The sequence below is a fragment of the Paenibacillus residui genome (assembly GCF_042677205.1).
GTDB lineage: Bacteria > Bacillota > Bacilli > Paenibacillales > NBRC-103111 > Paenibacillus_L > Paenibacillus_L residui.
Map to the genome: position 1 here is coordinate 151932 of NZ_JBHTIU010000008.1, position 21547 is coordinate 173478.

The window sequence follows — 21547 nt, forward strand, 5'->3', positions numbered from 1 at the left end:
GGGGCGGATATGGAGATCAAACCGGCGACACATTCGCCAAACCAACTGCTGCTTGATGAGAGGAAAGATCAGAGAAGAAAGCTTGTCCGGCTGGCCGTTCTGTCCGTCATCTACGTGCTGCTGGCTTTGTGGGCGGTATTTACTTTCGTTCCTTTGCTGTGGATGCTGAGCTCCTCCTTCAAGGACACCACGGCCATAACGGCTGTCCCGCCCCAGCTTATTCCGAAGAAACCGACCTTGGACGCATACAAACGAATTATTGAAGTCGGCGGATTAGGACGTTGGTTTGTCAACAGCATTATCGTGGCGGGCTTGAGCACAATTATTAACGTATTCTTCGCTTCTCTGGCCGGCTATGCATTCGCCAAGCTGCGCTTTCCGGGCAGAAACGGGGCTTTCTGGATCCTCTTGTCCACCATGATGATTCCCGGTCAAGTAACGCTAATTCCTTTATATATTCTTGTTGTCAACACGTTCGAGCTGGCCAACACCTACGTCGGGCTGATTGTGCCGGGGATGGTCAGCGTCGGCAGCATCTTTCTGATGAAACAGTTCATGAGCTCTCTTCCGGGCTCGCTGATCGATGCGGGGCGAATCGATGCCTGCAGCGAATTCGGCATCTTCTGGAAGATCATTCTGCCGATTTCCAAGCCCGGCTTGGCGGTGCTCGGGATCTTCACCTTCGTTGGCCATTGGAACAACTTCTTCTGGCCCTTTCTCATTACCAACACGAACAGCATGCGGACTCTGCAGGTCGGCCTGACCAGCTTCAGATTCGAGCATCTGCAGGATTATGGAGCCATGATGGCCGGGGCGGTGTTCAGCGCTCTGCCCATGATCATCGTGTTCCTTGCGCTGCAGAAATATTTCTTGCGCGGAATTACTATCGGAGCGATCAAAGGATAGGGGGAGAGACAGATGGCGGAAGTCAAATTTGTAAACGTAGTCAAGGAATTTGAAGATGAGAAGAAGGGGAAGGTTGTAGCCGTCAACAACGCCAATTTCACCATTCGTGATCGGGAATTTCTCGTATTTGTCGGCCCCTCCGGATGCGGGAAGACGACTTCCTTGCGGATGGTTGCCGGATTGGAGAGACAAACGTCCGGGGATATCTATATCGGCAATCGGCTGGTGAACAAGGTCCATCCGAAAGACCGGGACATCGCCATGGTGTTCCAGGACTACGCATTGTATCCGCATATGACCATTCGGGAAAATCTGGGCTTCGGGCTGAGAAATTTAAAGACGCCCAAGAAGGTCATTGAGGAAAAAATTAAGGAAGCGGCCGCCATATTGAGCATCGAAAACTTGCTGGACCGCAAGCCGCGCGAGCTGAGCGGAGGGCAGAAGCAGAGAATAGCCGTAGGACGGGCGATCGTTCGCAATCCGAGCGTGTTTCTGTTCGACGAGCCGCTCAGCAATCTGGATGCCAAATTGAGAGTCCAGATGCGCGTGGAGCTGTCCGAGCTGCACAAAAGGCTGGGCGCCACGGTCATCTACGTCACGCATGATCAGGTGGAGGCCATGACGCTGGGCGAACGGATTGTAGTGATGAATGAAGGGGAGATTCAGCAGATCGCCGTTCCCGAGGAATTGTACGAGCAGCCCAATAACATGTTCGTGGCGGGATTCATCGGGTCTCCTCCGATGAACTTCGTGAAAGCCCGCCTGGATGGAAATCAGTTGTATACAGCCGGTTATACCTTCACCGTACCCGGACATTTGCTGCCCAAATATTCCAGATATGATGGCAAGGAAGTTGTCTTTGGAATCCGGCCCGAAGATATTGTTACGGTCCACTTGTTGAATTCCGAGCCGGAGAGGAATGTCATCAGCCCGACCTTGAAGGTTGTGGAGCATCTTGGCGCGGAGCTGCTGCTCTATTTTAATATCGGCGACGAGCAGGTGACCAGCCGGGTCAGCGCGGATGCCAAGGTGAAAGGACTTACTCCGGTCAAGCTGTACTTTAATCTGGACAAAATGCAGCTATTCGATCCGGAAACCCAGGAGCGAATTAATTAGCATTATTTCAAACGACGAGAGGTGGAGTGCATCATGCTGTCGATCAGCAAACTGATTATTAAGACCGGGCACCAAATCTTCCAGAACATCTTTACCGTTCTTGGTGTCAGCATCGGCTGGTCTTTGTTCGTCTTTCCGGCGGTATTTCTCCTTCCGCTTCCGTGGGCCGTTGCGTTCCTGGCTCTGACTCTGGTACCCGCCACTGCGGCAGTCTATGCGGTCATGAATCAAGTAATTAACGGGGGCAAAGGAGGAATAGCCGATTTCTTCCGCTTCTTTATTAAATATTTCCGCAGAGCTTTCCTGATCGGGATCATTCTCGTTCTGGCCGTTCTTATCCCTGTCTCGGAATGGTGGTACTATTTAAATGTAAACAACAGTTACGGCATTTTTCTGTTCAGTGTTTTTCAGACTTATTTATGCGCCACTTTCCTGGCTTCGCAGGTTTATACCATCCCGCTGCTTGTGATGGAGGACTTGAAATGTTTTCAGGCGATGAACCGGTCCATCAAGCATTTCCTGGCACATCCCTGGTATACGATCGGCTTGTTTGTCCAAATGGTTTCGGTGACCGTTCTGTTGAGTCTTTCCATTGTCGGCTTCTTCCTGCTTCATATCGGAATGCTGTCGATATTTATTCTGAATGCGACGCAAAATCTGATGCTCGAACCCCGGAAAAGCACTATTGGTTATCTGAAGGAAAATCCGGCAGGCAGATAAGGGGATGGTTCCCCTCTCACCGCAGGCTCGCTCATGCCGGTTTAATAGATCGAGTGAAGAATTGGAGAACTTCGCTTCATTATGTCCATAAAAACAGCCCGCAAACCAATTAGGCTTGCGGGCTGTTTTTATATCAAGACGGGTCCATCCGCAGCTTTTTCTCCAAGCGGGATTCGCTGACCCAGCCGACGTAAGAATCAATCGGCTCATATTTGAGATTCATGCGCAGTACGGCGACGAAAGGATACTGCTTGCGATGGCGGTACCTTACATCCGCCCAGCGGACCTCGTATCCCCATTCGTACGGCCTGACCTCGGCAATGGCGAAGGAGGAGAAGTACAGGAAAGCTGCAATGCTTGGATGGGATTTGGAGGCTTCCACAGCAGGATGGTCATCCGGGGCGACCTGGTCCAGCCAGCGGAATTCATCGTTTCTTAATTCACCCAAGAGATACGAGCCGTCGCTTTTCCTCTTGACAACGTTCCAAATCGATAGATTTACCGTCGGGATAAGATAGTATTGATCTCTCTCTTCACTATCGGGGTCGCGGCGTGGTAGGCTTTTTTCCAAGCGATAATGGGTGACGGTTCTCCAAATATAATATCCCGCCATGATGGTATACAGCACCGGAAAGATCCATTGGGGCTCCGCCGCCCGGATGACCCACAGGAAAATAGCGATCAAATGGGAAATAAAAATAAACGGGTCGAAGATATGGATAATGTTCCATGAAATCCATTTTTCCGTAAAGGGCCGAAAGGCTTGGGTTCCATACGTATTGAACAGATCGGTGAAGACATGGAAACAAACCGCTCCCAGCACCCATAGGCCTACATGAAGTAGAGGCAAACCTTTAAACGCGAGAGCCAGGCCGCCCGTAATTAAAATCGTCCATAGGATCAGCGCAGGCAGGGAATGGGACAGTCCGCGATGGTTTTTAATATACACAGCATTGCCTTTCATTCGCAGCAGGCCGTCAAAATCAGGGGCCTGAGAACCTAAGACCGTACCGATCAAAACTGCCGTAGCGACGGTCGAGTCCGAAGCCACAACGGGATCCAAATGAGCCAAACCAGCCAATCCTAAGCCGATGACAAGATGCGTGCCAGTATCCAAAAAGGAATCCCTCCTGAATCTAAGGTTAAATTTGCATTTCCTGATATACTTAAGTCAGTTTATTCTTATTGTATCACTTTCGGAAGAAAAATAAATCGAAGGACTGAGGACAAATGGGTATAATTTTTGTCGAATATCGCATTGATGAACAGAAAAGAGAGGACTTCCTTCCTTTCATTCATAGCTTGGCGGAAGGAGCGCCGATGGAGTTATACGAAGGGTCCGACCAGCCGGGTTTGTTTGTGGAAATCTGGAGGGGGCTGAGCGAGGAAGATTACCTCTGCATGAAGGAAGCGAGAACCGGCGAAGCGGCTGATGAGGCTTCGGATTCCCAAGAAGATGAGGTCGACCGGGAAGGGGCCAACGGGCCGTTCTTCCGCCGGTGGTATCCTGTCGCGAATTATGTTCAGGGCGGTGCCGGACGAATCCATATTTGGCGGTTCGTGAAAGTGTGACCGCTCTTTAGGATGATTAAATAATCCATATTTTCGAGCATATAAATCCATGGTTTCTTCCTCTGTTAAGGTGTAATCTTACTAGACAGTAGAGAATCAGAGCGGGGGGAATCCATGGAGAGAAAATCAATATTCCGGGCTTATATTGTTGAAAACCGATGGTATTATGTTCTAGGTTTTATACTTGTTGCCGCATCCAGCTTTATCCAATTGTTTATTCCCAGATTGCTGGGGCAGTTTACGGACCGTTTGGAACAAAACCTGCTCCTGCGTGATGACATTATTTATTTTGCCGTTGGTTTGACCTTGACGGGGCTCGGGGTCGCTTTTTTTCGCTCTGTAGGCCGGATATATTTATTCCGCATGGGCCGGACGCTGGAGATGAAGGTGCGCAACGATTTGTTTTCCCACTGGGGAAAGCTCTCCGCACAATACTTCAATAATCAGAGGGTCGGCGACCTGATGTCTCATGCGATCAATGATGTGAATGTCATCCGCGAAGTCACGATGATGGGCGTCTTTAATACAATGGAAGCGCTCGTTCTGATAACGATTACGACGATAGCGATGATGTCGACGGTTAACGTGTGGTTAACCCTGTTGACCATGCTGCCCTTGCCTCTGTTAAGCTTTCTTGCGTATCGCTTCAACAAAAGAATTCAGAAGCAATCCGCCGATGTTCAGCAGGCGGTAGGGTCGCTGACAAGCCGTGTCCAGGAATTCACGTCCGGCATTCGCATTGTGAAAGCGTTCGTACAGGAGAAAGCGGAGCAGGAGCTGTTCACCAAGGATAACGAGCATGCGGTCAAGATGAACCGCAGGTTCGTCCGTTCGAATTCCTTGTTCAACTCGCTGAGCGCAGCCATCGTCGGAGTGAGCTTCCTGATTTCCGTCGTATTCGGGGGAATGCTTGTGATGAGAGGGGCTATATCGCTGGGTGAATTCGTAGCCTTCAACAGCTACTTGTCCCTGCTGATGGGACCGATCGAAAACCTGGGCCGGGTGTTCAATCAGCTGCAGAGAGGAAGAGCATCGGAAGAACGGCTTTTGGCGATCTTAAATACGAAGCCGGATGTAGCGGACGATGCGATGGCGAAGGAAGAGATTAAACATCTGAACGGCGATATTGAAATCCGCAATCTGAGCTTCCGTTATCCGGGCTCCAAAGAGCCGTCCCTGCGCAACATCAGCCTGAAGGTTCCCCGGGGCAGCAGTCTGGCTATTGTAGGGCGGGTCGGCAGCGGGAAGAGCACATTGGTTCATCTGCTTGTCCGGCTGTTTAATCCGCCCAAGGGAACCATTTTTATAGATGGGCATGAAATTCACGAAATTCCGCTCCAAACGTTAAGGGGACAGATCGGAATCGTGCCGCAGGATCAGTTTCTGTTCTCCTCCACGATCCGTGACAACATCAGCTTCGACCCCCATCCGTATTCCGATGATGAAGTGGAGGAAGCGGCCAAGATTGCCCAGGTCTATGATAATATTAACGAATTTCCCAACCGGTTCGACACTTCGCTCGGGGAGCGGGGCATTTCGTTGTCCGGCGGACAAAGGCAGCGCGTCAGCATTGCGCGGGCGATTATCAAGAAGCCTTCCATCCTCATCTTCGACGACAGCTTGTCTGCGGTAGATACGATAACGGAGGACCTCATCCTCGAGGGGCTGAATTCGGTCATGAACAACCGGACTACGATCATTATCGGGCATCGGATTTCCTCTGTGCAGGCCGCAGATCAGATCATCGTATTGGATCAGGGGAGGATCGCAGAGCAGGGGACTCACGATCAATTAGTCCGTCTCAACGGTATTTATGCGGATATGTACCATAAACAATTGCTCGACGAAGAAGCGGAAGCGGCCCAGGATTTCTTCCCCGTTCGCCAGCCGGTACTGCGTCCAAGCGGCAAGAGGGGAGGGACCGCCCAGTTATGAACATTCATCAAGAGAAGGAAATTGTCAGGGTCAAGGATTCCCAGATGCTTCGCCGCCTGTTGTCATACGCTTGGCCCTATTGGAAAATGATTTTGCTCGGCATTGTACTGGCCTTTCTGATCGTTGTCGCCGATTTGGCCCGGCCGTATTTATTAAAAATAACGATTGACGATCACATCAACGGCATTAATCAGCCGATGCTGAGCGTATCCTCCGAGCGTTCCGGCGATTTGCAGGGCTACGGGAAGCCGATCGAGCGGGACGGCCGTGTCTATGTCCGACTGTCCCCGGAGCAGGTAACGGAAGAGATTCCCGATGGGGCTGTCAAGAAGCAGATCATGACGGTCCGCGGACAGGACGTGCTGGTGGACGGCTGGTTGGGGGATCAAGGCAGCAAAGCGGAATGGCTCGAGCAGGACGGGGCTTTCTATGTAGTCACTTCGGAGGGCACTTATTCCGCCGAGCGTCTGGACAAGGAAGAACTGAAGGCGTTCCGGCAGAATGATTATCAGGGCTTTCTAATGATAGGGCTTCTGTTTCTGGGAACGGTGGCTCTGGGATCCATATTGACGTATATTCAAGGAAATTTGCTGCAATATACGGGGCAGTCGATTATTTTTAATATCCGGCAGCAGCTGTTCAAGCACTTGAGCCGCATGTCGATGTCTTTCTTCGACCGCAACCCGTCCGGGAGGATTGTCGTCCGAGTCACGCAGGATACGGAGGCGTTGAACCAGCTATATTCCCAGGTGGTCGTCAATCTGGTCAAGGACGTTATCGTCGTTCTCGGAATTATCGTTATCATGCTGCAAATGAGCGTCAAGCTTTCTTTGCTGGCTTTCGCCGTGCTGCCGGTTCTGGCCGTCCTGACATTCTGGTACCGGTCGGTTATCCGCAAAGGGCAGCGCAAGGCGAGGTTGATTCTATCCCGGCTGAATTCCTTCCTTGCCGAAAATTTGTCGGGAATGCGGATCACTCAATTGTTTATTCGCGAGAAACGGCAGTGGGAACAATTTGACCGGCACAACCGGGACTACTACCGGGCAGGAATGTTCAACTCGACGGTCAATTCGATCTTCCAGCCGGCGATCGGCTTCCTCGGAAATTTCGCAATCGCGCTTCTGGTTTGGTATGGGGGAATTCATGTCATTGACGGCAGCATAACGTTTGGGGTCGTGTATGCCTTTACGCACTACATCCGTCAATTTTTCCAGCCGCTGATGAGCCTGGCGGAGAAATACAACCAGATACAGACAGCAATGGTCGGGGCCGAGCGGATCTTCGAAATGCTGGACGAAAAGCCCGGCATCGTCGATTCTCCTCAGGCGAAGCCGCTGCCTAGGCAGATCAGGGGTGAAATCGAGTTTGATCATGTTTGGTTTGCTTATAATGAAGGCGAGTGGGTGCTCAAGGATGTCAGCTTCAAGATCGAAGCCGGGCAGAGCGTTGCGTTCGTCGGGGCGACAGGGGCTGGCAAGAGCTCCATCATCCAGTTGATCAATCGGTTCTATGATATACAGAAAGGGTCCATCAAGCTGGACGGAGTGGACATCCGGGAGATTCCGCTGGACGATCTGCGCCGCAGAATCAGCGTGGTTCAGCAGGACGTCTTCCTGTTTACGGGAGACATAGCCTCCAATATCCGCCTGAATAACACTCAATTGACGGATGAACAGGTACGCGAGGCTGCGCGCATGGTCCATCTCGACTCCTTCATCTCGGGCTTGCCCGAAGGATATTCCACTCTGCTCGGGGAGAGAGGGATTACCCTGTCGCTCGGACAGAGGCAATTGTTATCCTTCGCCAGAGCCATAGCCTTCCGGCCCCAGATTCTTATATTGGACGAAGCCACTTCCAATATCGATACGGAGACGGAGCTGGTGGTACAGAATGCGCTGCATACCATTTCGAAAGGCAGGACAACGGTCATTGTAGCCCACCGTTTGTCCACCATTCAGCATGCCGATCAGATTATCGTCATGCATAAGGGCAAAGTAAGGGAAATCGGCAATCATTATCAGCTCCTGGCGCAGAAAGGCTACTACTACCGCCTGTTTGAGCTGCAGTACAAGGAGCAGCATAAGGTCCGGCCCGCCAGGTGAGGCAGCCGGACCTAAAATTCAGGCTCCATTAGGAACGTTCTGCCGACAGGGACATCCGGATTTCGCTCTAACGGGATACGGGAAACTGGGTATAGGGGTAGGCATAGTTCAGCGGCTCGTCGAACGTTATATAATTCAAGAAAATCATCAGCAGAATATAACGCCGTCCCGTCTGCGGATCACTGATAATAATATGATCCCGTCCGGCGGCTTCCAGCCTGCCGCGGAATACTTTAGAGTTCCATTCATTGCTTCCTTCGAAGGTCATGTATACGGTCGCTATCTTGCCCAGATTCAATCTCAATATGTTCTCGATGTAAGATTGCTCCTGAAGCGACGGAGCCGGACCCCCGGTCGGTGTGATGGCCATCCCGGACGGCATGGACGGCGGAATGCCTTGCGAAGCCGCAGCGGATCCCGGCGGATAGCTCGGGGAAGTTACGGCTCCCGCCGGATAGCCGGGGGCCGCAGTCGTTTTGGGACCTGCGGTCGGATATGCGTAGGGCTGCATGTTGCGGAATGAATTACAGGTCATTCGGATTCTCTCCTCCTTAATATCGCTTTGATCTTGGCTTGCCAATCCGTTATACGGGAAGCCCGCCTAAAGCGTGAATGAACTGGATAACGTCCGCAGGGCTTTCCTAATACACTTGCGGACAATCCTGTGCGCTCGGGATAAAGAAACAGTGGCTTTTAAAGCGCCCCGAGTTGACTTGATTGTACCAGCTCCCTGGACAATCGCCCGTCGGACGGAAGAACCATAAAGCATTGGATGCGGGATGGAACCGCTCACCTTTGATCACTCTCTCTGCAAGCCGGACATCTTGTGAGCGGGCCGCCTGATAAAAATATCCTTTGAGCGTCGCCTCGAAGCCTCCGGGTCTTTGGAAGACCATTTCTTCGAGGTTGCGGATATTTCTGAAGTCCAGGCAGTTGGCCAATACCCGGTTAACGCCGACATTTCCTACCATGAGCATGCCGAGCTCTCCCTCGCCTTCCGCTTCGGCTCTCATCAGCCGGGCCAACAGCCTGGTATGCTGGATAGTAGATTGCACGACGGGCACAACGATTCACTTCCTTCCATTCGGGATGTCAAATGGCCGCCTGTTGGGCAGGAGCCTTTTCAATTACAGTCTATAGAGGAATGGGCGAATTGGTGAGTCGTCCGATAAAAATCAGTTTACGACAATATTTTGAAATGTGAGTTTCATTCGTTGTAATTAGAACGTTACATTGCTATTATTAGAAATGATGCTGAAAAGTAGGAGGGGTAGACGCTGCTGTGGATAATCCGGTAAGTTATACGAATACGGTAGAATCGACGGAAGATACCAATAAACCAGTAGTCCGGTCCGCAACGTGGAAGGACTTCTTAGATATTACGAAACCCGGAATATTGTTTTCCAATACGATCACGACCTTCGGAGGGTTCTGGGTAGCTTCCCATGGCAATGTCCAATGGGCTTTGATGATTTTCGTAATCCTGGGAACTATTCTGACGATGGCATCGGGATGCGTGCTGAACAACTATTTGGACCGTGACCTGGATATCAAGATGGCCCGGACCAAGAAGAGAGCGCTGCCTTCGGGGGTACTGAAACCATCGACTGTTTTGGTTTACGGGATTATTCTAGGCATTGCCGGACTATGTGTGCTGGGGCTCCTCGTTAATCCGTTAGCCGCACTGCTGGGATTGTTCGGATTGTTCGGCTATGTGTGGGTCTATACCGCCTGGCTGAAACGGACATCCGTATGGAATACAACGGTCGGGGCGTTATTCGGAGCCGTACCGCCGGTTATCGGTTATGTAGCCGTTGCCCAAACGCTGGATATGACCGCGCTTATTCTGTTCGGGATCCTGTTCTTCTGGCAGCCGCCTCACTTCTGGGCGCTGGGAATCCGCCGGGTGGAGGACTACCGTGAAGCCGGATACCAGATGCTGCCCGCGGTGAAAGGGACTTACCAGACGAAGCTTAGCATAATGAGATATGTGGTTCCGCTCGTTCCGACATCGATGCTGCTTTATTTCACGAACAGTGTCGGAGTCATTTATTTCATTGCCTCGGCGGTGCTTGGCTTGATATGGGTATTTATGTGCATGCAAGGTTTTAAAGCCAAGGACGAAACGTTATGGGCCAAGAAAGTTTTCGTCTTCTCGATCAATTATCTAACCTTGCTCTTTATCATTATGGTTATCGATACAGTTACATTGTAAGGTCAGATCCCATGATTAACATGGGATTCCTTTTTTATGGCCCGACAAATATAGGGGGAGAGAAACTTGGGCGCATTCTTGTCGAAGCATTGGTTTAAGCTCGTAACAGTAGTGCTGCTGGCCGTAATTGTAGGCGCAATTATTAGCCAATTGAACAAACCGGAAATTACCAAATTTACATTAAATGAGAAGGCTCCGGACTTTACTCTTGAAAATATAGACGGCCGGCAGGTCTCCTTGAACGAAACGGACGGCAAGGTTCGTATTGTCTATTTCTTCTTCTCTTTCTGTCCGGACGTATGTCTTCCGACGACGTTCAAGCTGTCGCAGGTACAGGAAATTCTGCAGAAGAAGAAGGCATTCGGAACGAAAACGGCGTTCTATTCGATCTCTTTCGACCCCGAAAGGGATACAAGGGAGAGGCTGCAGGAATATTCCAGCTATTATGAACCGGATCCGGAAGCCTGGTTCTTCCTGCGCGGGGATAGCGAGGAGGCTATGAAAGATTTGGCCTATCAATATAAAGTCGGGGTGCAGAAGGATAAAAACGGCAATTTCATGCATTCAAACGTCTTTGCTCTCATTGATAAACAAGGCAATCTTCGTCACTTCTATTTGGTGGATGATGATCTGAAGCCGGAGCGAATCGCCAATGACATGATCGCTCTAAGCAACGAATAGCTGAACGGAGAGATTCATGGAGTATTTTATCTATATTCTTCTTAATAACATAATTCCGCTTTCCATACTGATAGGGATCGGCGCTCTTTTGCAAATCATTTTTAAACTGGATATCAAGACGCTGTCCAAGCTGAATTTTTACCTGTTTTCTCCGGCGGTTATTTTTAAAATGCTGTATGAATCCGAGATTTCGCTGACCATCCTGCTTCAGGTGCTGCTCTTTTTCTTTATTTTTATTGTTTTGTTATTTTTGCTGGTGGAGCTGGTCATGCGAATTCGCCGGTACAAGAACGAAATGAGAAGCGCCATGAGGAACAGCGTCATTTTCTACAACAGCGCGAACTATGCCATTCCCCTGAACCAGCTTGTTTTTATCGGGGATGCTTTCACGCTGTCCATCCAGATCATTATCATGATGATGCAGAGTCTGCTGCCCAATACTTATGGGATATATAGTGTAAATGTGCACAAAAGTGATTTGAGGGACACGCTTCGCAAAATTTTGTCCCTTCCGGTCATCTATGTCATTCCCCTCGGGTTTCTGATGAGAGGGCTGGAGATCCCGATTCCGGATTCGCTGTATCAGCCGCTGAATTATGTCGCCAACGCCTTTATCGCCACTGCGCTGCTGACTTTAGGTGTTCAATTGGGCAGCATGAAGTGGAAGCTGAAGATCTCCGATGTGGTATTGTCCAATACGCTGCGTCTGCTCGTCGCTCCGGCTCTCGGCTTCGCGGTAGTTTGGATGCTGGGGATTAAGGGAATGATGGCGCAGGCCCTCGTGCTCTCCTGTGCCGTCCCGACGTCGCTCAGCAGTGTGCTGCTTGCGGTGGAATTCGATAACGAGCCGGAGTTTGCTTCCCAGGCTGTTTTCTCGTCGACCGTATTCAGTATATTTACCGTTACGCTTGTGATCTATCTGCTGCAATTTATTCCGTAATCGAAGGCAGTGCCGAAGAAGGGTAGATGATATACTCTTCCAGGCCTGCCTTTTCCAATTGCTGGATCAAATATTCCTCAGGGGTGCCTTCTACCCCGGCATAGCCTCTTCTTGTATAGATTTGTTCCGCTTCGGGGAAAGCATCGCACAGCAGAGCCCGAATTTTCTTGCCGGAAGCGTCATTGTCCGTAAAGATGTAGACGGGGACTGCCCCGATTTTCTTCTTCAGCCGGGCCAGCGACTCGGTTCCCGGGGTTCCGTAGGAACAGAAAATCCCGACTTGTTCATCGAGCAATCTCCTTAAACGGCTGCGGTCGTTTTTGCCTTCTACAATAATCGCTATGTGCATTTGGACCTCCTGGACTTCATGCCATTGAGAATAATTGCGCGTAAGAATCTTGTAGTCCCTTACAGCGTTAAGACGGTGTATCGAAAAATTCTTGTCGGCAAGAAGAAGCTGTTTCTAAAAAAAGGTTTTTGCCTTCGAGACGGCTTTAAATCAATTTTACCACAATAAGTTTGGGCGAATGCCGACAGCACTGTGGAATGAATATTTCGTCGGAATCGTTTGAATTTATGACTGTCCGGTATTAGAAAGTTAATATTTGTAAACGGGAAGGGCAATCTCTGTTATACTATTTGTAACTATCAACCTTCGCCCTTGAAGCTTCCTGCCGTTGTTCGTTTTGCCAAAATGAAATTATAGTCAGCCGGCAATTACTCGACCGGTGGGAATAGAGGTTAAGGCCAGGAGCATCCGAAACGCGACGGGGAATTTAAGCGGTTACATACATAGAATGAAAGAAACCGGATGGCCCATAACGCCATTCGACATGGTGAGGAGGAGTACAAGATTGAAAGCGATTTTGGTTGGACTGGGAAGTGCCGGATACGGGTGGTACAAGCGGATCCGCCAGGCAGGACTGGAGCTGGCGGTTGTGGAGACCGACCCGAATAACCGGAGCAAGGCCGATGATGGTGTGCCGTTGTACGTCGACCTGGAGGAAGCGATCGGGAAAGAACAACCCGACTTTGTCGTTAACGTCACCCCGCCGCAGGTTCATACGCGAATCAACACGATAGCTTTCGACCATAAGCTTCCGGTGTTATGCGAGAAGCCGATCGCGTTCGATTATGCGGAATCGGTGGACATTGTGGGCAGGTCGGAGAGAGAGCGAATTCCGTTCATGATTGCTGAAAATTACCGAAGGTTTGCCTATATGCGCAAATTAAAGCAAGTGCTGGAATCGGGTGTGATCGGCGCCGTTTCCACCATGGACGTCAGCTTTTACAGATATCACAATGTTCAGCGGAATTATTCCGTCAGTCTGCTGGATGATATTGCCGTTCATCATTTCGATCTTATGCGCTATCTGAGCGGCCGCGAGGGCAGGAAAATTTATGCCCGCCTGTTTAATCCGATCGGACATTGGGGAACGGACAGCGAGTGTCTGGCCATGAACGCCCAGCTTGAATTGGACGGCGGGATCATGGCAGCCTTCACCGGGTCTATTTCCGCAAGGGGGCCGGAGACGGAGTGGGGCGGTCATTGGCGAATAGAAGGAAGCGAGGGCGCCGTGCTTGTGGCCAATCAGGAGATCCGGGTAGTGCGGGACGGCGAAGTAACGGTTATCAACGATTACCGCGATGTGGATTCCCCCGGTGCGCTGGCCGATTTTCTGCGCGGGCTAAGGGACGGAACGGAATTTGAAACGAGCGGTAGAGATTATTTGAAGACGCAGGCCATTGTTCATTACGCGAACGAGTCGCATCGGGAGAACCGGCCGGTGAACATCGTACTTGGAAGGGAATAGGAGGCGGCCGACATGACCATTCGGGTGACGATATGGAATGAGTTTGTACATGAGAGGAAGCATGCCAATGTCGCGGAAATCTATCCGCAGGGAATTCATGCGGCGATCACCGAAGGCATCGGGCGGATAGAGCCGGACTTCTCCATACGTACGGCAACATTGGAGGAGCCGGAGCACGGGCTGACGGAAGAGGTGCTGCAGGAGACGGACGTGCTGCTCTGGTGGTCGCATGCCCGTAATCATCTGGTGCAGGACGAAGTAGTGGAGCGGGTTTGTTCCCGGATTTATGACGGGATGGGGTTTATCGCGCTGCATTCCGCCCTCAACTCCAAGCCGTTTCGCAAGCTTATGGGAACGACCTGCCAGATCAAATGGCGGGAAGCGGATGACAAGGAACGGATTTGGGTCATTGACCCTTCCCATCCGATTGCCGAAGGCATCGGTTCTTACATAGATATCGGTTATGAGGAGATGTACGGGGAACACTTCGACATTCCGATACCCGACGAGCTTATTTTCGTCAGCTGGTTTACCGGCGGGGAAGTATTTCGGAGCGGAGTGACCTATCGGCGAGGCAGAGGCAAAATATTTTATTTCCGTCCCGGACACCAGGAGGTTCCCACATACCATCATCCGGACGTACTAAAAGTTCTGGCTAACGCCGTCCGCTGGGCCGCTCCACGCCATGGCGCGATGCCCCGGTACGGAAATTCCGCTCCGATCGACTTCGTTTGAACCGATCCGCTACCCCTTGTTAGGGGGCCGGAAAACGAAAAAAGGCCTGAAAGCATAGAGCCTTCAAGCCGGTTAAAGAGATTTGGGAGGAGTATGCGATTAAGGAATCATAATCATCATATAAAAGCGCAGGATACAATCACTAACAAGATGAACAGGACGAGAATTGTGCCTGTTGAAGTCCAGAAGCCGGCACTCATGCTATGCACCCCTTTCAGGACCGGTAGGTCATCGACAATACAGTGTATGTAGGAAAAGCGCCCTTGGCTGTGCAAATACCCAGAAGGCGGGAAAATAGGTAAATATCCCGCCCTAAATCAGCAGACGACAATGGTTTGGAAAAAACGAGCTCCGCTCATGGTGATTACCGGAGAATAGTTGTGGTATTCTTGGATAGAAACCGGCACGGACCAAGGAGGAAACGGCAAAAGATGAGCAAGGGTAGAGAAGATTGGTTGGATAGGGAAGACGAGAAAATTGAGGACCCCTTGCACTTCCTTCTGCACCGCGGAATGAGAGGGATTTATGAAGCGGAGGAGGTGCTAGAGGGGGATCATATCTATATTCCGGAATGGAAGCTTACGATCCGTCCTCATGTAGCCCAATGGTCGGAGCAGTCCGTTATGCTCCAGTTTCATTTAAGCTCGCCGAAATGGGATCGCGATATCTATGAAACCTCCGCTGGCATCGGCAGCGGGGCCCATAATGCTCTCGGCATGGCCATCGGCGGCTTTGCCTTTACGTTAATGCAGGGGATCGCATCCATGGAGAAAGACAGGAACCCCGACGAGCTCCATACGACTTACGGGGACACGGCCCATCGTTGGAAGGTATATAAGAGCGATATCATCGGTGTGGGCGAATCATCCGCTGAAATGCGCAATACTCCTTATTGGGAAGCGCTCAAGGACGGGATTGCGAAACGCGTTGGCAACCAGAAGCTCTGTTATATTAAAATTTATGGCGTGAAAAATGGCGATACCATTACCGGCGAATGCCGCATTAATAATATTCCAAGCCCCGAATTGGGGCAAATCGTGGCAGAAATGGCCGGCAAGTGGCAGGTAGAAGGCTTTGCTTCGCAAAAGCAGTTTATTTTCCTGCTGCAGTCCGAGGAGACATACTCACCGTATCCCTACCAGGCCGATCAAATTGCCGCCGCCACTAGGACAGCGGTTAATATGTTCATGGAGTGCGATACGCAGGAGAAGTATGACGAATATCCGGACCGGCTGGTTGAGCGCTTGCAGGATGCCAGCTTGGCGCAGGAGCTGTATTCCTTCCTGCCGGAAATTTGTGCGGAGCATGCCTTCGATACGCTCACCTATAAAGAGGAACTATTGTTGTTCAGGGGTGAAGAGGCCTTCAGCGTTTATCGGACCCAGCTTGCCAGCTATTATATGATTTATGATGCATTGTTCGAGGACTTCAGTACGGGTCAATTTGATGATGAGGTGTATAAGCGATACATCGGTGTCAGTTCTATCTACAATGTGATTTGCAGTGCTAAAGAGGAGGGGGCGGATTTGGTGGAAAATGGCGGTGAGCTCACGCTTTCCTTCGGAATGTCAGACCGTTATCAGTTTAGATAAAGCCGGAGATCCGTGTATCCGTCAATGAAAAAAGCTTCTGCCTCAAGTGTCGGCAGAAGTTTTTCTTGTGTGGAGCGGAAGCTAAAATTATGGAGGGTTCATTCCGATAAAACATAGCCTTACTCTTGAATAGAATGTCGTGACAGTGGGGCGGACGTACCACAGCTGCCGGCCCTGCCCGATGAATTACGAATTTCCCCGAAGAGATATGAAGCTTTATTCCGGCCACCGCATGATCGCTTGTTCGCCAAGGGGCCTGTCAGGTGCTGATGGCCGGCCGGATGCGGCCTAGAGGCAATAGGGTAATGCCTATCATTAAGGACAGGAAGGCGATAAAATAGGGAGACACCTCCAGCCGGAGCTGCCCGGCAAGTATCGGACCCAGGAAGGCGCCGATCGAGAACGCGATGGATAACAGGGAGAAGGCGCGACCATATCGGTTTCTGCTCGTAATATTGGCTAGGAGGGTGGAGATCGACGGGAGGATGATCCCTTTAGCCATTCCAATTAGAAACAAGGAAACATAAAGGGGAATAGACCAGTTGACCGACATGCCGAAGAAAATCATGGCCAGCCCGAGACAACCCAACAAAGTTCGGATGTAGGCGGAATACCGGTTCAGAAACAGCAGACTCAGGGTGAGCAGAGCTCCCAGGCTGACGAGTGAAAACAGGATGCCCGAGGTCAGGATGGAAGCCTGGACAGACTGCATAAGCGGCAATTCAAAAAATAAAATTCCTTGTGCGCAGGACATGCCTAACGGGATGAGGAAGAATAACCAGGGAATGGATTCGGCTTCCGGCTGCGCCCGGACGTTGGCTACGGCGGCAACCGCTTCTTTCTCGTGGATCACCCCCGGCTCCTTGAGGCCGAAAATAGCCAATATGCCGGTGGCAACCAACCCCCAGCCCAGTATGGAGAAAGAGGCGGTGAACCCGAACTTGGCCACAAGCACGGCCCCTGCCGCAGGAGAAACTACGGAAGCCAACGTATGAACCAGCCCGTTGCCCGACATTAATTTGCCCTGATGAATTTGATCCCGGGCAATTTTGGCCAGCATGGCCAAGCATGCGGGAGACAGGAATGCGAGAACGAAGCCGCTGATGGAGCGGATGACCAACAGCTCCCATGGGGCGGTTACACGCGCCTGGAAGATCAGCAGGAAGCCTGCCGCAATTAGGCTGACAACGAGGAATTTTTTGCTGCCGTACCGGTCGACCCCATACCCGGCCAGCAGGTTCCCGGGAAGATGGGTAATAGAGTAGACTCCCAGAATCAGGCCGATGAACGATGGCGTCGCGCCCAACGATAGGGCGAACGGGGATAAAATCGGATACTGTGCGTGCAAATCGAAAAAGGCGACGAAAATAAATAAATACAGCCATATGGCCGTTTTCATGTTAAAGCCACCCCCTGAATCATTGTGTAATGGCAGGTCTCCCTTTACTTGTACGCTGCTTGGTACAAACATATGCCCAAATAGGAGGGGAGTTCTATGAACAGATGGATGATCATCCTGCTTTTGGCAGCCGTTCTTATTGCTCTATGGAGATTGCGGCGGACTTATTCCGGAATCAAACCCGATAGGGAACAGGAAATTCGCGAGAAGCTGGAGGAGCTGAGGAAGAAAAGAGATGAATAACCGCATCCGAATATTGTAAGATAGGAATAATCAGAGGGATGGAAGATTTGTAATAATCTATAGAACGAAAGGGGAGCCGAGATGGAGCAGTGGATGTTATTTCTGCAGGAACGCTGGTTTATTATCCTGATTGCTATTGTCGTGTTATTTTTAGTGATTAAATTGGTAAAAACAGTGATTAAATGGATTGTTGTGCTATTGATTATTGCAGCGATATTGTATTACGGAATGAATTACAAGGATCAGATTGGAGAATTCGCGGGGACCATCGGCAGCACGATTACGGAAAGCGTGAAGGAGCAAGCGATGAAGGCTATGGCCTCCGAAGCGAAAGAGGCGAAGTATAAGCTCAATGAAGATGGCTCGTATACGGTAACGACCAAAAATATTCAGGTGGATGTCAAGCCGAATTCCAAGGAAGCGAAGATTACCTTCCTCGGCCAAAGCTTCAGCCTCCCGATGAACGACCTCATCGAAGGTTTCATCGAGCAGGCTAAATCACAGTAGCATGATCTCCGAACATTCGCCTGCCACTAGAGATAAAGGTATGGACGGGGGACCGAGATGACCTCTTTTTTCGAAACCATTTCCACATACAATCTTATATCCGTCCTCATTGGAGCCGTCATAGCGCTGTCTGTTCTTCAAGGAGCCAGGAGGGGAGCGGCAGGCTCGGCCCGGCAGTTGACTTTCTTTCTGTTGGAGGGGTTAATGACTCTGGCCAGCGTCGTGGCCGCCTGGAAGCTGATGAACTGGCTGTCGCCGGTTGTGAGGGATTGGCTGATCGCCAGACAAATCGTTATTCCGAATGAGAAGCTTGGTTACTTTCATCAGCTCTATTATACGGCGGTGACCGGGATCCGGGATTTTTCGTTAATGCGGTCGGGGCTTATTTTCCTGCTGGTCTATTTGATTTGCAAGCAATTGTTGACATGGGCGCTGTACCAGCTTTATGGGGGCAGTCCGTCGGCAGCATCCCGCAGGAAGGGGGGCTTCTTTGCCTGGTTAAGCAGTCTGGCAGGGGGAGCGATCGGTTTGTTGACTGGGGCGGGAAGGGCGGTTCTGCTTATTGCCGTCTTGTTTGTCGTGACGGTGCTGTTCCCTCGCTCGTCTTTCACTGAATATATTCAAGGGTCGGGAATCTATCAGAAAGGCGCGAAGGAAGTCATCCAACCGGTGGCAGGAGGGTTTCTGGAGGAGCAGCTGCCGGTGTTCACGAGAGCGGTGGAAGCGGAGTTAAACGGCATTCTGCAGCGGAAATATGAGGTGCTGGACGCCAATGTTCCCGACGATGTGCTGGCGGCTGCGAAAGAAGTGACGGCCGGCGCCGATACGGATGAGGAAAAAGCCCGGGCCTTATACGAGTGGGTAGGCACTCGCGTAAGCTATGATCATGAGAAAGTCAGACTTTACGAAGAAGAGCGGATATGGAAGGAGCAGACACCGGAGGATACGTTCGCCAGCAGACAGGGAGTCTGTATCGATTACTCCAGATTGTATGCGGTTATGGGCCGTTCTGTCGGATTGGAGGTCAAGGTGGTCACCGGTCTCGGCTACGACGGCCGGGGCAGCTATGGGCCGCATGCCTGGAACGAAGTGTTTCTGTCCGAGAAGGGGGAATGGGTGCCGTTGGACGCAACCTGGGTATCGAGCGGCGGCAATTGGTTCAATCCGCCGAATTTCTACGAAACCCACGTGAAGGATGCTTAAGCATCCTGTTTGGAGAAGATGCTTGCGAAGAAGAAAAGGTGGAGCCGGAAGCATAATGTTCCGGTCATCCACCTTTACATGAAGAATCGGGAGCTTGGGGATAGCGCAACACGGCATACCCGTTAAGGCAGCACGACGAAATTGGTAGGAAGCCGTCTTTCCCGTCCGTCGGAAGGGCTGTTGAGCAGCTTGCCGTTGTAGTAAAACGCGCTGGAGCCGCCTCCATCCAGCGTATAGGCATCGCGGACCTTGAACTCAAGCAGCTTGTCCTGTGCTTCTTCCAACGTTACCCCTTCGCTGTAGCCCTTTTGCCTTCCGTCAATTACGATGAAAAGCAGGTCGCCGTTAGAAAAATGTCCGATCAGGGTGCGCGGCTCTTTTTTGTTCCTCCAGGCGCTGGGTATCGTCAGCTTCTCCCCGTCCTTCAACAGGGAAGGAACGAATGTTGCTCCCTGCATCACGTTCAATTTCTTAATCTGTTCTTCGGTCGTAATTTCACCGCCTACGAGCTTTCCGTTATTATCAAACCCGATAAAGCTCAGGTCGGTGCGGTAAAATGTTTTGATCTCACCGTCTACCACCGTAATGCCAATCGGATAGAGCAGCCCGTTCTCTCTGGCGAAGCCGCCGCCGTTAATGGCCAATACGGCACCTGTTCGACGACCGGCCTGACTGGTAGTCTCGCCTTTGTCCCCGACCTTGTTATTGGACAGCACCAGCTTGACCGCGCTCGGATCATGCAGCTTGACCTTGGCCATATACCCTCTATATCCGGCTTCCTTCAACGAGAAAACTTTGACCGTCGATCTTTCGCCGAAGGATTGTCCGATCGGTTCGCCAAGCATATTGGTCAGGATCTGATCCAAGGTATCTTCCGTTTCCTTCGCGTGCTGCTGGCTGGTGGCCACCAATTGGTCTACAGCCTGCCTCTGTGCTTCATCGATTGCGGTTTGGGTTGATACGGATTCAATCAGCTCGGCAAGCGCTTGGCGGCTCTCGCTTAAGTGACCCGCCGCTTGTGAAGCTGTTGCCCCCATAGCCTCGTAACTCTGCTCAATGGCCGTCATATCATGCAGCATACTCCCCAGTGTCTGCTTGGTAGGTTCCAGCGCTTGGGCTGCGTGCATAGTTTGATCATGCAGCGGATTAGAGAACAAAAAAGCGAAAAAGAAGGCCGCCAGCATAGACACAAACAACCCCAGCGCCACATGAATTCTAGTACGCACGGGCAGCTTCCTCCAGCTTAGTAATGGAGCTTCGCAGATTTTCCAGCTCCTTGCTTAAGTCGCTGATCCGTTCATTGAGAGCTTGTCTCGTCTGATCGGAGGAAGTTAACGTGCTGCCGGCGAGCGAAAGCTCTTCCTTCACCGCCTCCAGATCGCTCTGCACATGATCAAACTGGCTCTGGAGCTGGGCCAGGCTTTCCTTATGTTCACCTAACTGGGTATGTAGCTCCGTAACTGTACGGTTCAAGTCTTCGGCACTGGTCTGAATCTGAATCATTTGCTGCTGCAGCCCGTTTATGTAATGCTTGGCCAAGAAAAAACTGCCCACTAACAGCAGCGCCCACACAAGTATGGGAGCGGACCAAACCAGCCATTTGCGCAGCGGTTTTCTGGCTTCCTTGTTAGCCGGGACAGAGGTGCTCGTTGCGACAGAGGAATCGGCAGGAACATACGATAAATCTTTCATGATGTAATAGAAATCCTTTCTGTGTAAATATTATTGCTTCCTCGCTACTCTGGGTGGGGTAAATAGACAGCGATTTTATATGGAGAGGCGGGCATGATAAGCTGGTTAGCAACGCGAATTCCTTACCCTTCGCGGCTTTCGCGAGTACTCATGCCCGCAGAGGCTCCATGTCAAA

General features: G+C 51.1%; 23 protein-coding genes. 15 read left to right on the top strand and 8 right to left on the bottom strand.

Features of this window, described 5'->3' with window-relative positions; translation table 11 throughout:
- Nucleotides 1-9: 9 nt before the first annotated feature.
- Genes ACFQ03_RS02710 through ACFQ03_RS02720 form a run of 3 tightly spaced genes read left to right on the top strand, consistent with a single transcriptional unit; the run spans nt 10 to nt 2742 of the window.
- Nucleotides 10-906: a carbohydrate ABC transporter permease gene (locus tag ACFQ03_RS02710; RefSeq protein ID WP_150960153.1), complete on the top strand. Its 897-nt coding sequence runs from the start codon at nt 10-12 to the stop codon at nt 904-906.
- Nucleotides 907-918: 12 nt separating this feature from the next.
- Nucleotides 919-2022, top strand: a complete 1104-nt coding sequence (locus ACFQ03_RS02715; protein ID WP_150960152.1) for an ABC transporter ATP-binding protein — start codon at nt 919-921, stop codon at nt 2020-2022.
- Nucleotides 2023-2055: 33 nt separating this feature from the next.
- Nucleotides 2056-2742 (top strand): DUF624 domain-containing protein, encoded by a 687-nt coding sequence (locus ACFQ03_RS02720; RefSeq protein ID WP_150960151.1) that lies wholly within the window; start codon nt 2056-2058, stop codon nt 2740-2742.
- Nucleotides 2743-2875: 133 nt separating this feature from the next.
- Here the strand turns inward: ACFQ03_RS02720 and ACFQ03_RS02725 are convergent, their stop codons facing one another.
- Nucleotides 2876-3859 carry a metal-dependent hydrolase gene (locus ACFQ03_RS02725; RefSeq protein WP_150960150.1) on the bottom strand — a complete coding sequence of 328 codons (984 nt, stop codon included), beginning with the start codon at nt 3857-3859 and terminating at the stop codon, nt 2876-2878.
- 113 nt (nt 3860-3972) lie between these two features.
- Between ACFQ03_RS02725 and ACFQ03_RS02730 the strand changes: the two genes are divergently transcribed.
- From ACFQ03_RS02730 to ACFQ03_RS02740, 3 genes are all read left to right on the top strand, one after another.
- Nucleotides 3973-4314 (top strand): hypothetical protein, encoded by a 342-nt coding sequence (locus ACFQ03_RS02730; RefSeq protein ID WP_379285909.1) that lies wholly within the window; start codon nt 3973-3975, stop codon nt 4312-4314.
- Nucleotides 4315-4428: 114 nt separating this feature from the next.
- The gene (locus ACFQ03_RS02735) at nt 4429-6249 is read left to right on the top strand and encodes an ABC transporter ATP-binding protein (RefSeq protein WP_150960149.1); all 1821 of its coding nucleotides are present in this window, start codon (nt 4429-4431) and stop codon (nt 6247-6249) included.
- Entirely contained in the window at nt 6246-8351 is a 2106-nt protein-coding gene (locus tag ACFQ03_RS02740) for an ABC transporter ATP-binding protein (RefSeq protein ID WP_379285912.1), read from the top strand. Before ACFQ03_RS02735 ends, ACFQ03_RS02740 begins: the two co-directional genes overlap by 4 nt.
- 67 nt (nt 8352-8418) lie before the next feature.
- Here the strand turns inward: ACFQ03_RS02740 and gerQ are convergent, their stop codons facing one another.
- Entirely contained in the window at nt 8419-8886 is a 468-nt protein-coding gene (gene gerQ / locus ACFQ03_RS02745; RefSeq protein WP_225312744.1) for a spore coat protein GerQ, read from the bottom strand.
- 106 nt (nt 8887-8992) lie between these two features.
- Complete coding sequence (locus ACFQ03_RS02750) at nt 8993-9364, bottom strand: cell wall hydrolase (RefSeq protein ID WP_150960161.1); 372 nt, start codon at nt 9362-9364, stop codon at nt 8993-8995.
- 269 nt (nt 9365-9633) lie between these two features.
- Here ACFQ03_RS02750 and cyoE point away from each other — a divergent pair, with 269 nt between their 5' ends.
- The 3 genes from cyoE (at nt 9634) to ACFQ03_RS02765 (ending at nt 12187) form a co-directional block, all read left to right on the top strand.
- On the top strand, nt 9634-10566 hold the full coding sequence (gene cyoE, locus ACFQ03_RS02755) for a heme o synthase (RefSeq protein WP_150960147.1): 933 nt from the start codon (nt 9634-9636) through the stop codon (nt 10564-10566).
- Between the two features lie 66 nt (nt 10567-10632).
- Nucleotides 10633-11247: an SCO family protein gene (locus ACFQ03_RS02760; protein ID WP_150960146.1), complete on the top strand. Its 615-nt coding sequence runs from the start codon at nt 10633-10635 to the stop codon at nt 11245-11247.
- A 16-nt stretch (nt 11248-11263) separates the two neighbouring features.
- Nucleotides 11264-12187 carry an AEC family transporter gene (locus ACFQ03_RS02765; RefSeq protein ID WP_150960145.1) on the top strand — a complete coding sequence of 308 codons (924 nt, stop codon included), beginning with the start codon at nt 11264-11266 and terminating at the stop codon, nt 12185-12187.
- Here the strand turns inward: ACFQ03_RS02765 and ACFQ03_RS02770 are convergent.
- Nucleotides 12177-12536: a toprim domain-containing protein gene (locus ACFQ03_RS02770; RefSeq protein ID WP_150960144.1), complete on the bottom strand. Its 360-nt coding sequence runs from the start codon at nt 12534-12536 to the stop codon at nt 12177-12179. The two genes, ACFQ03_RS02765 and ACFQ03_RS02770, sit on opposite strands and share 11 nt — an antisense overlap.
- 505 nt (nt 12537-13041) lie before the next feature.
- On the opposite strand from ACFQ03_RS02770, the gene ACFQ03_RS02775 reads away from it, so the two are divergent.
- Entirely contained in the window at nt 13042-14001 is a 960-nt protein-coding gene (locus ACFQ03_RS02775) for a Gfo/Idh/MocA family protein (RefSeq protein ID WP_144932363.1), read from the top strand.
- Nucleotides 14002-14013: 12 nt separating this feature from the next.
- Nucleotides 14014-14736, top strand: a complete 723-nt coding sequence (locus ACFQ03_RS02780; protein ID WP_144932361.1) for a ThuA domain-containing protein — start codon at nt 14014-14016, stop codon at nt 14734-14736.
- A 116-nt stretch (nt 14737-14852) separates the two neighbouring features.
- Here the strand turns inward: ACFQ03_RS02780 and ACFQ03_RS02785 are convergent, their stop codons facing one another.
- Nucleotides 14853-14936 carry a sporulation protein YjcZ gene (locus tag ACFQ03_RS02785; protein ID WP_225312747.1) on the bottom strand — a complete coding sequence of 28 codons (84 nt, stop codon included), beginning with the start codon at nt 14934-14936 and terminating at the stop codon, nt 14853-14855.
- A gap of 231 nt (nt 14937-15167) precedes the next feature.
- Here ACFQ03_RS02785 and ACFQ03_RS02790 point away from each other — a divergent pair, with 231 nt between their 5' ends.
- Nucleotides 15168-16328 carry a DUF6348 family protein gene (locus ACFQ03_RS02790; RefSeq protein WP_379285917.1) on the top strand — a complete coding sequence of 387 codons (1161 nt, stop codon included), beginning with the start codon at nt 15168-15170 and terminating at the stop codon, nt 16326-16328.
- A gap of 259 nt (nt 16329-16587) precedes the next feature.
- Here the strand turns inward: ACFQ03_RS02790 and ACFQ03_RS02795 are convergent, their stop codons facing one another.
- Nucleotides 16588-17727, bottom strand: coding sequence for an MFS transporter (locus ACFQ03_RS02795; RefSeq protein WP_144932357.1), 1140 nt, complete (start codon nt 17725-17727; stop codon nt 16588-16590).
- Nucleotides 17728-17823: 96 nt separating this feature from the next.
- On the opposite strand from ACFQ03_RS02795, the gene ACFQ03_RS02800 reads away from it, so the two are divergent.
- From ACFQ03_RS02800 to ACFQ03_RS02810, 3 genes are all read left to right on the top strand, one after another.
- On the top strand, nt 17824-17970 hold the full coding sequence (locus tag ACFQ03_RS02800; protein ID WP_186328149.1) for a hypothetical protein: 147 nt from the start codon (nt 17824-17826) through the stop codon (nt 17968-17970).
- Between the two features lie 81 nt (nt 17971-18051).
- Complete coding sequence (locus tag ACFQ03_RS02805) at nt 18052-18477, top strand: hypothetical protein (RefSeq protein WP_144932355.1); 426 nt, start codon at nt 18052-18054, stop codon at nt 18475-18477.
- A 57-nt stretch (nt 18478-18534) separates the two neighbouring features.
- Nucleotides 18535-19680, top strand: a complete 1146-nt coding sequence (locus ACFQ03_RS02810) for a transglutaminase domain-containing protein (RefSeq protein ID WP_144932353.1) — start codon at nt 18535-18537, stop codon at nt 19678-19680.
- Between the two features lie 122 nt (nt 19681-19802).
- Here ACFQ03_RS02810 and ACFQ03_RS02815 read toward each other — a convergent pair whose 3' ends face one another.
- Together ACFQ03_RS02815 and ACFQ03_RS02820 are read right to left on the bottom strand one after the other, a co-directional pair.
- Nucleotides 19803-20906 carry a phosphodiester glycosidase family protein gene (locus ACFQ03_RS02815; RefSeq protein WP_379285920.1) on the bottom strand — a complete coding sequence of 368 codons (1104 nt, stop codon included), beginning with the start codon at nt 20904-20906 and terminating at the stop codon, nt 19803-19805.
- Nucleotides 20896-21372 carry a hypothetical protein gene (locus ACFQ03_RS02820; RefSeq protein WP_144932351.1) on the bottom strand — a complete coding sequence of 159 codons (477 nt, stop codon included), beginning with the start codon at nt 21370-21372 and terminating at the stop codon, nt 20896-20898. Before ACFQ03_RS02820 ends, ACFQ03_RS02815 begins: the two co-directional genes overlap by 11 nt.
- Nucleotides 21373-21547 lie beyond the last annotated feature (175 nt).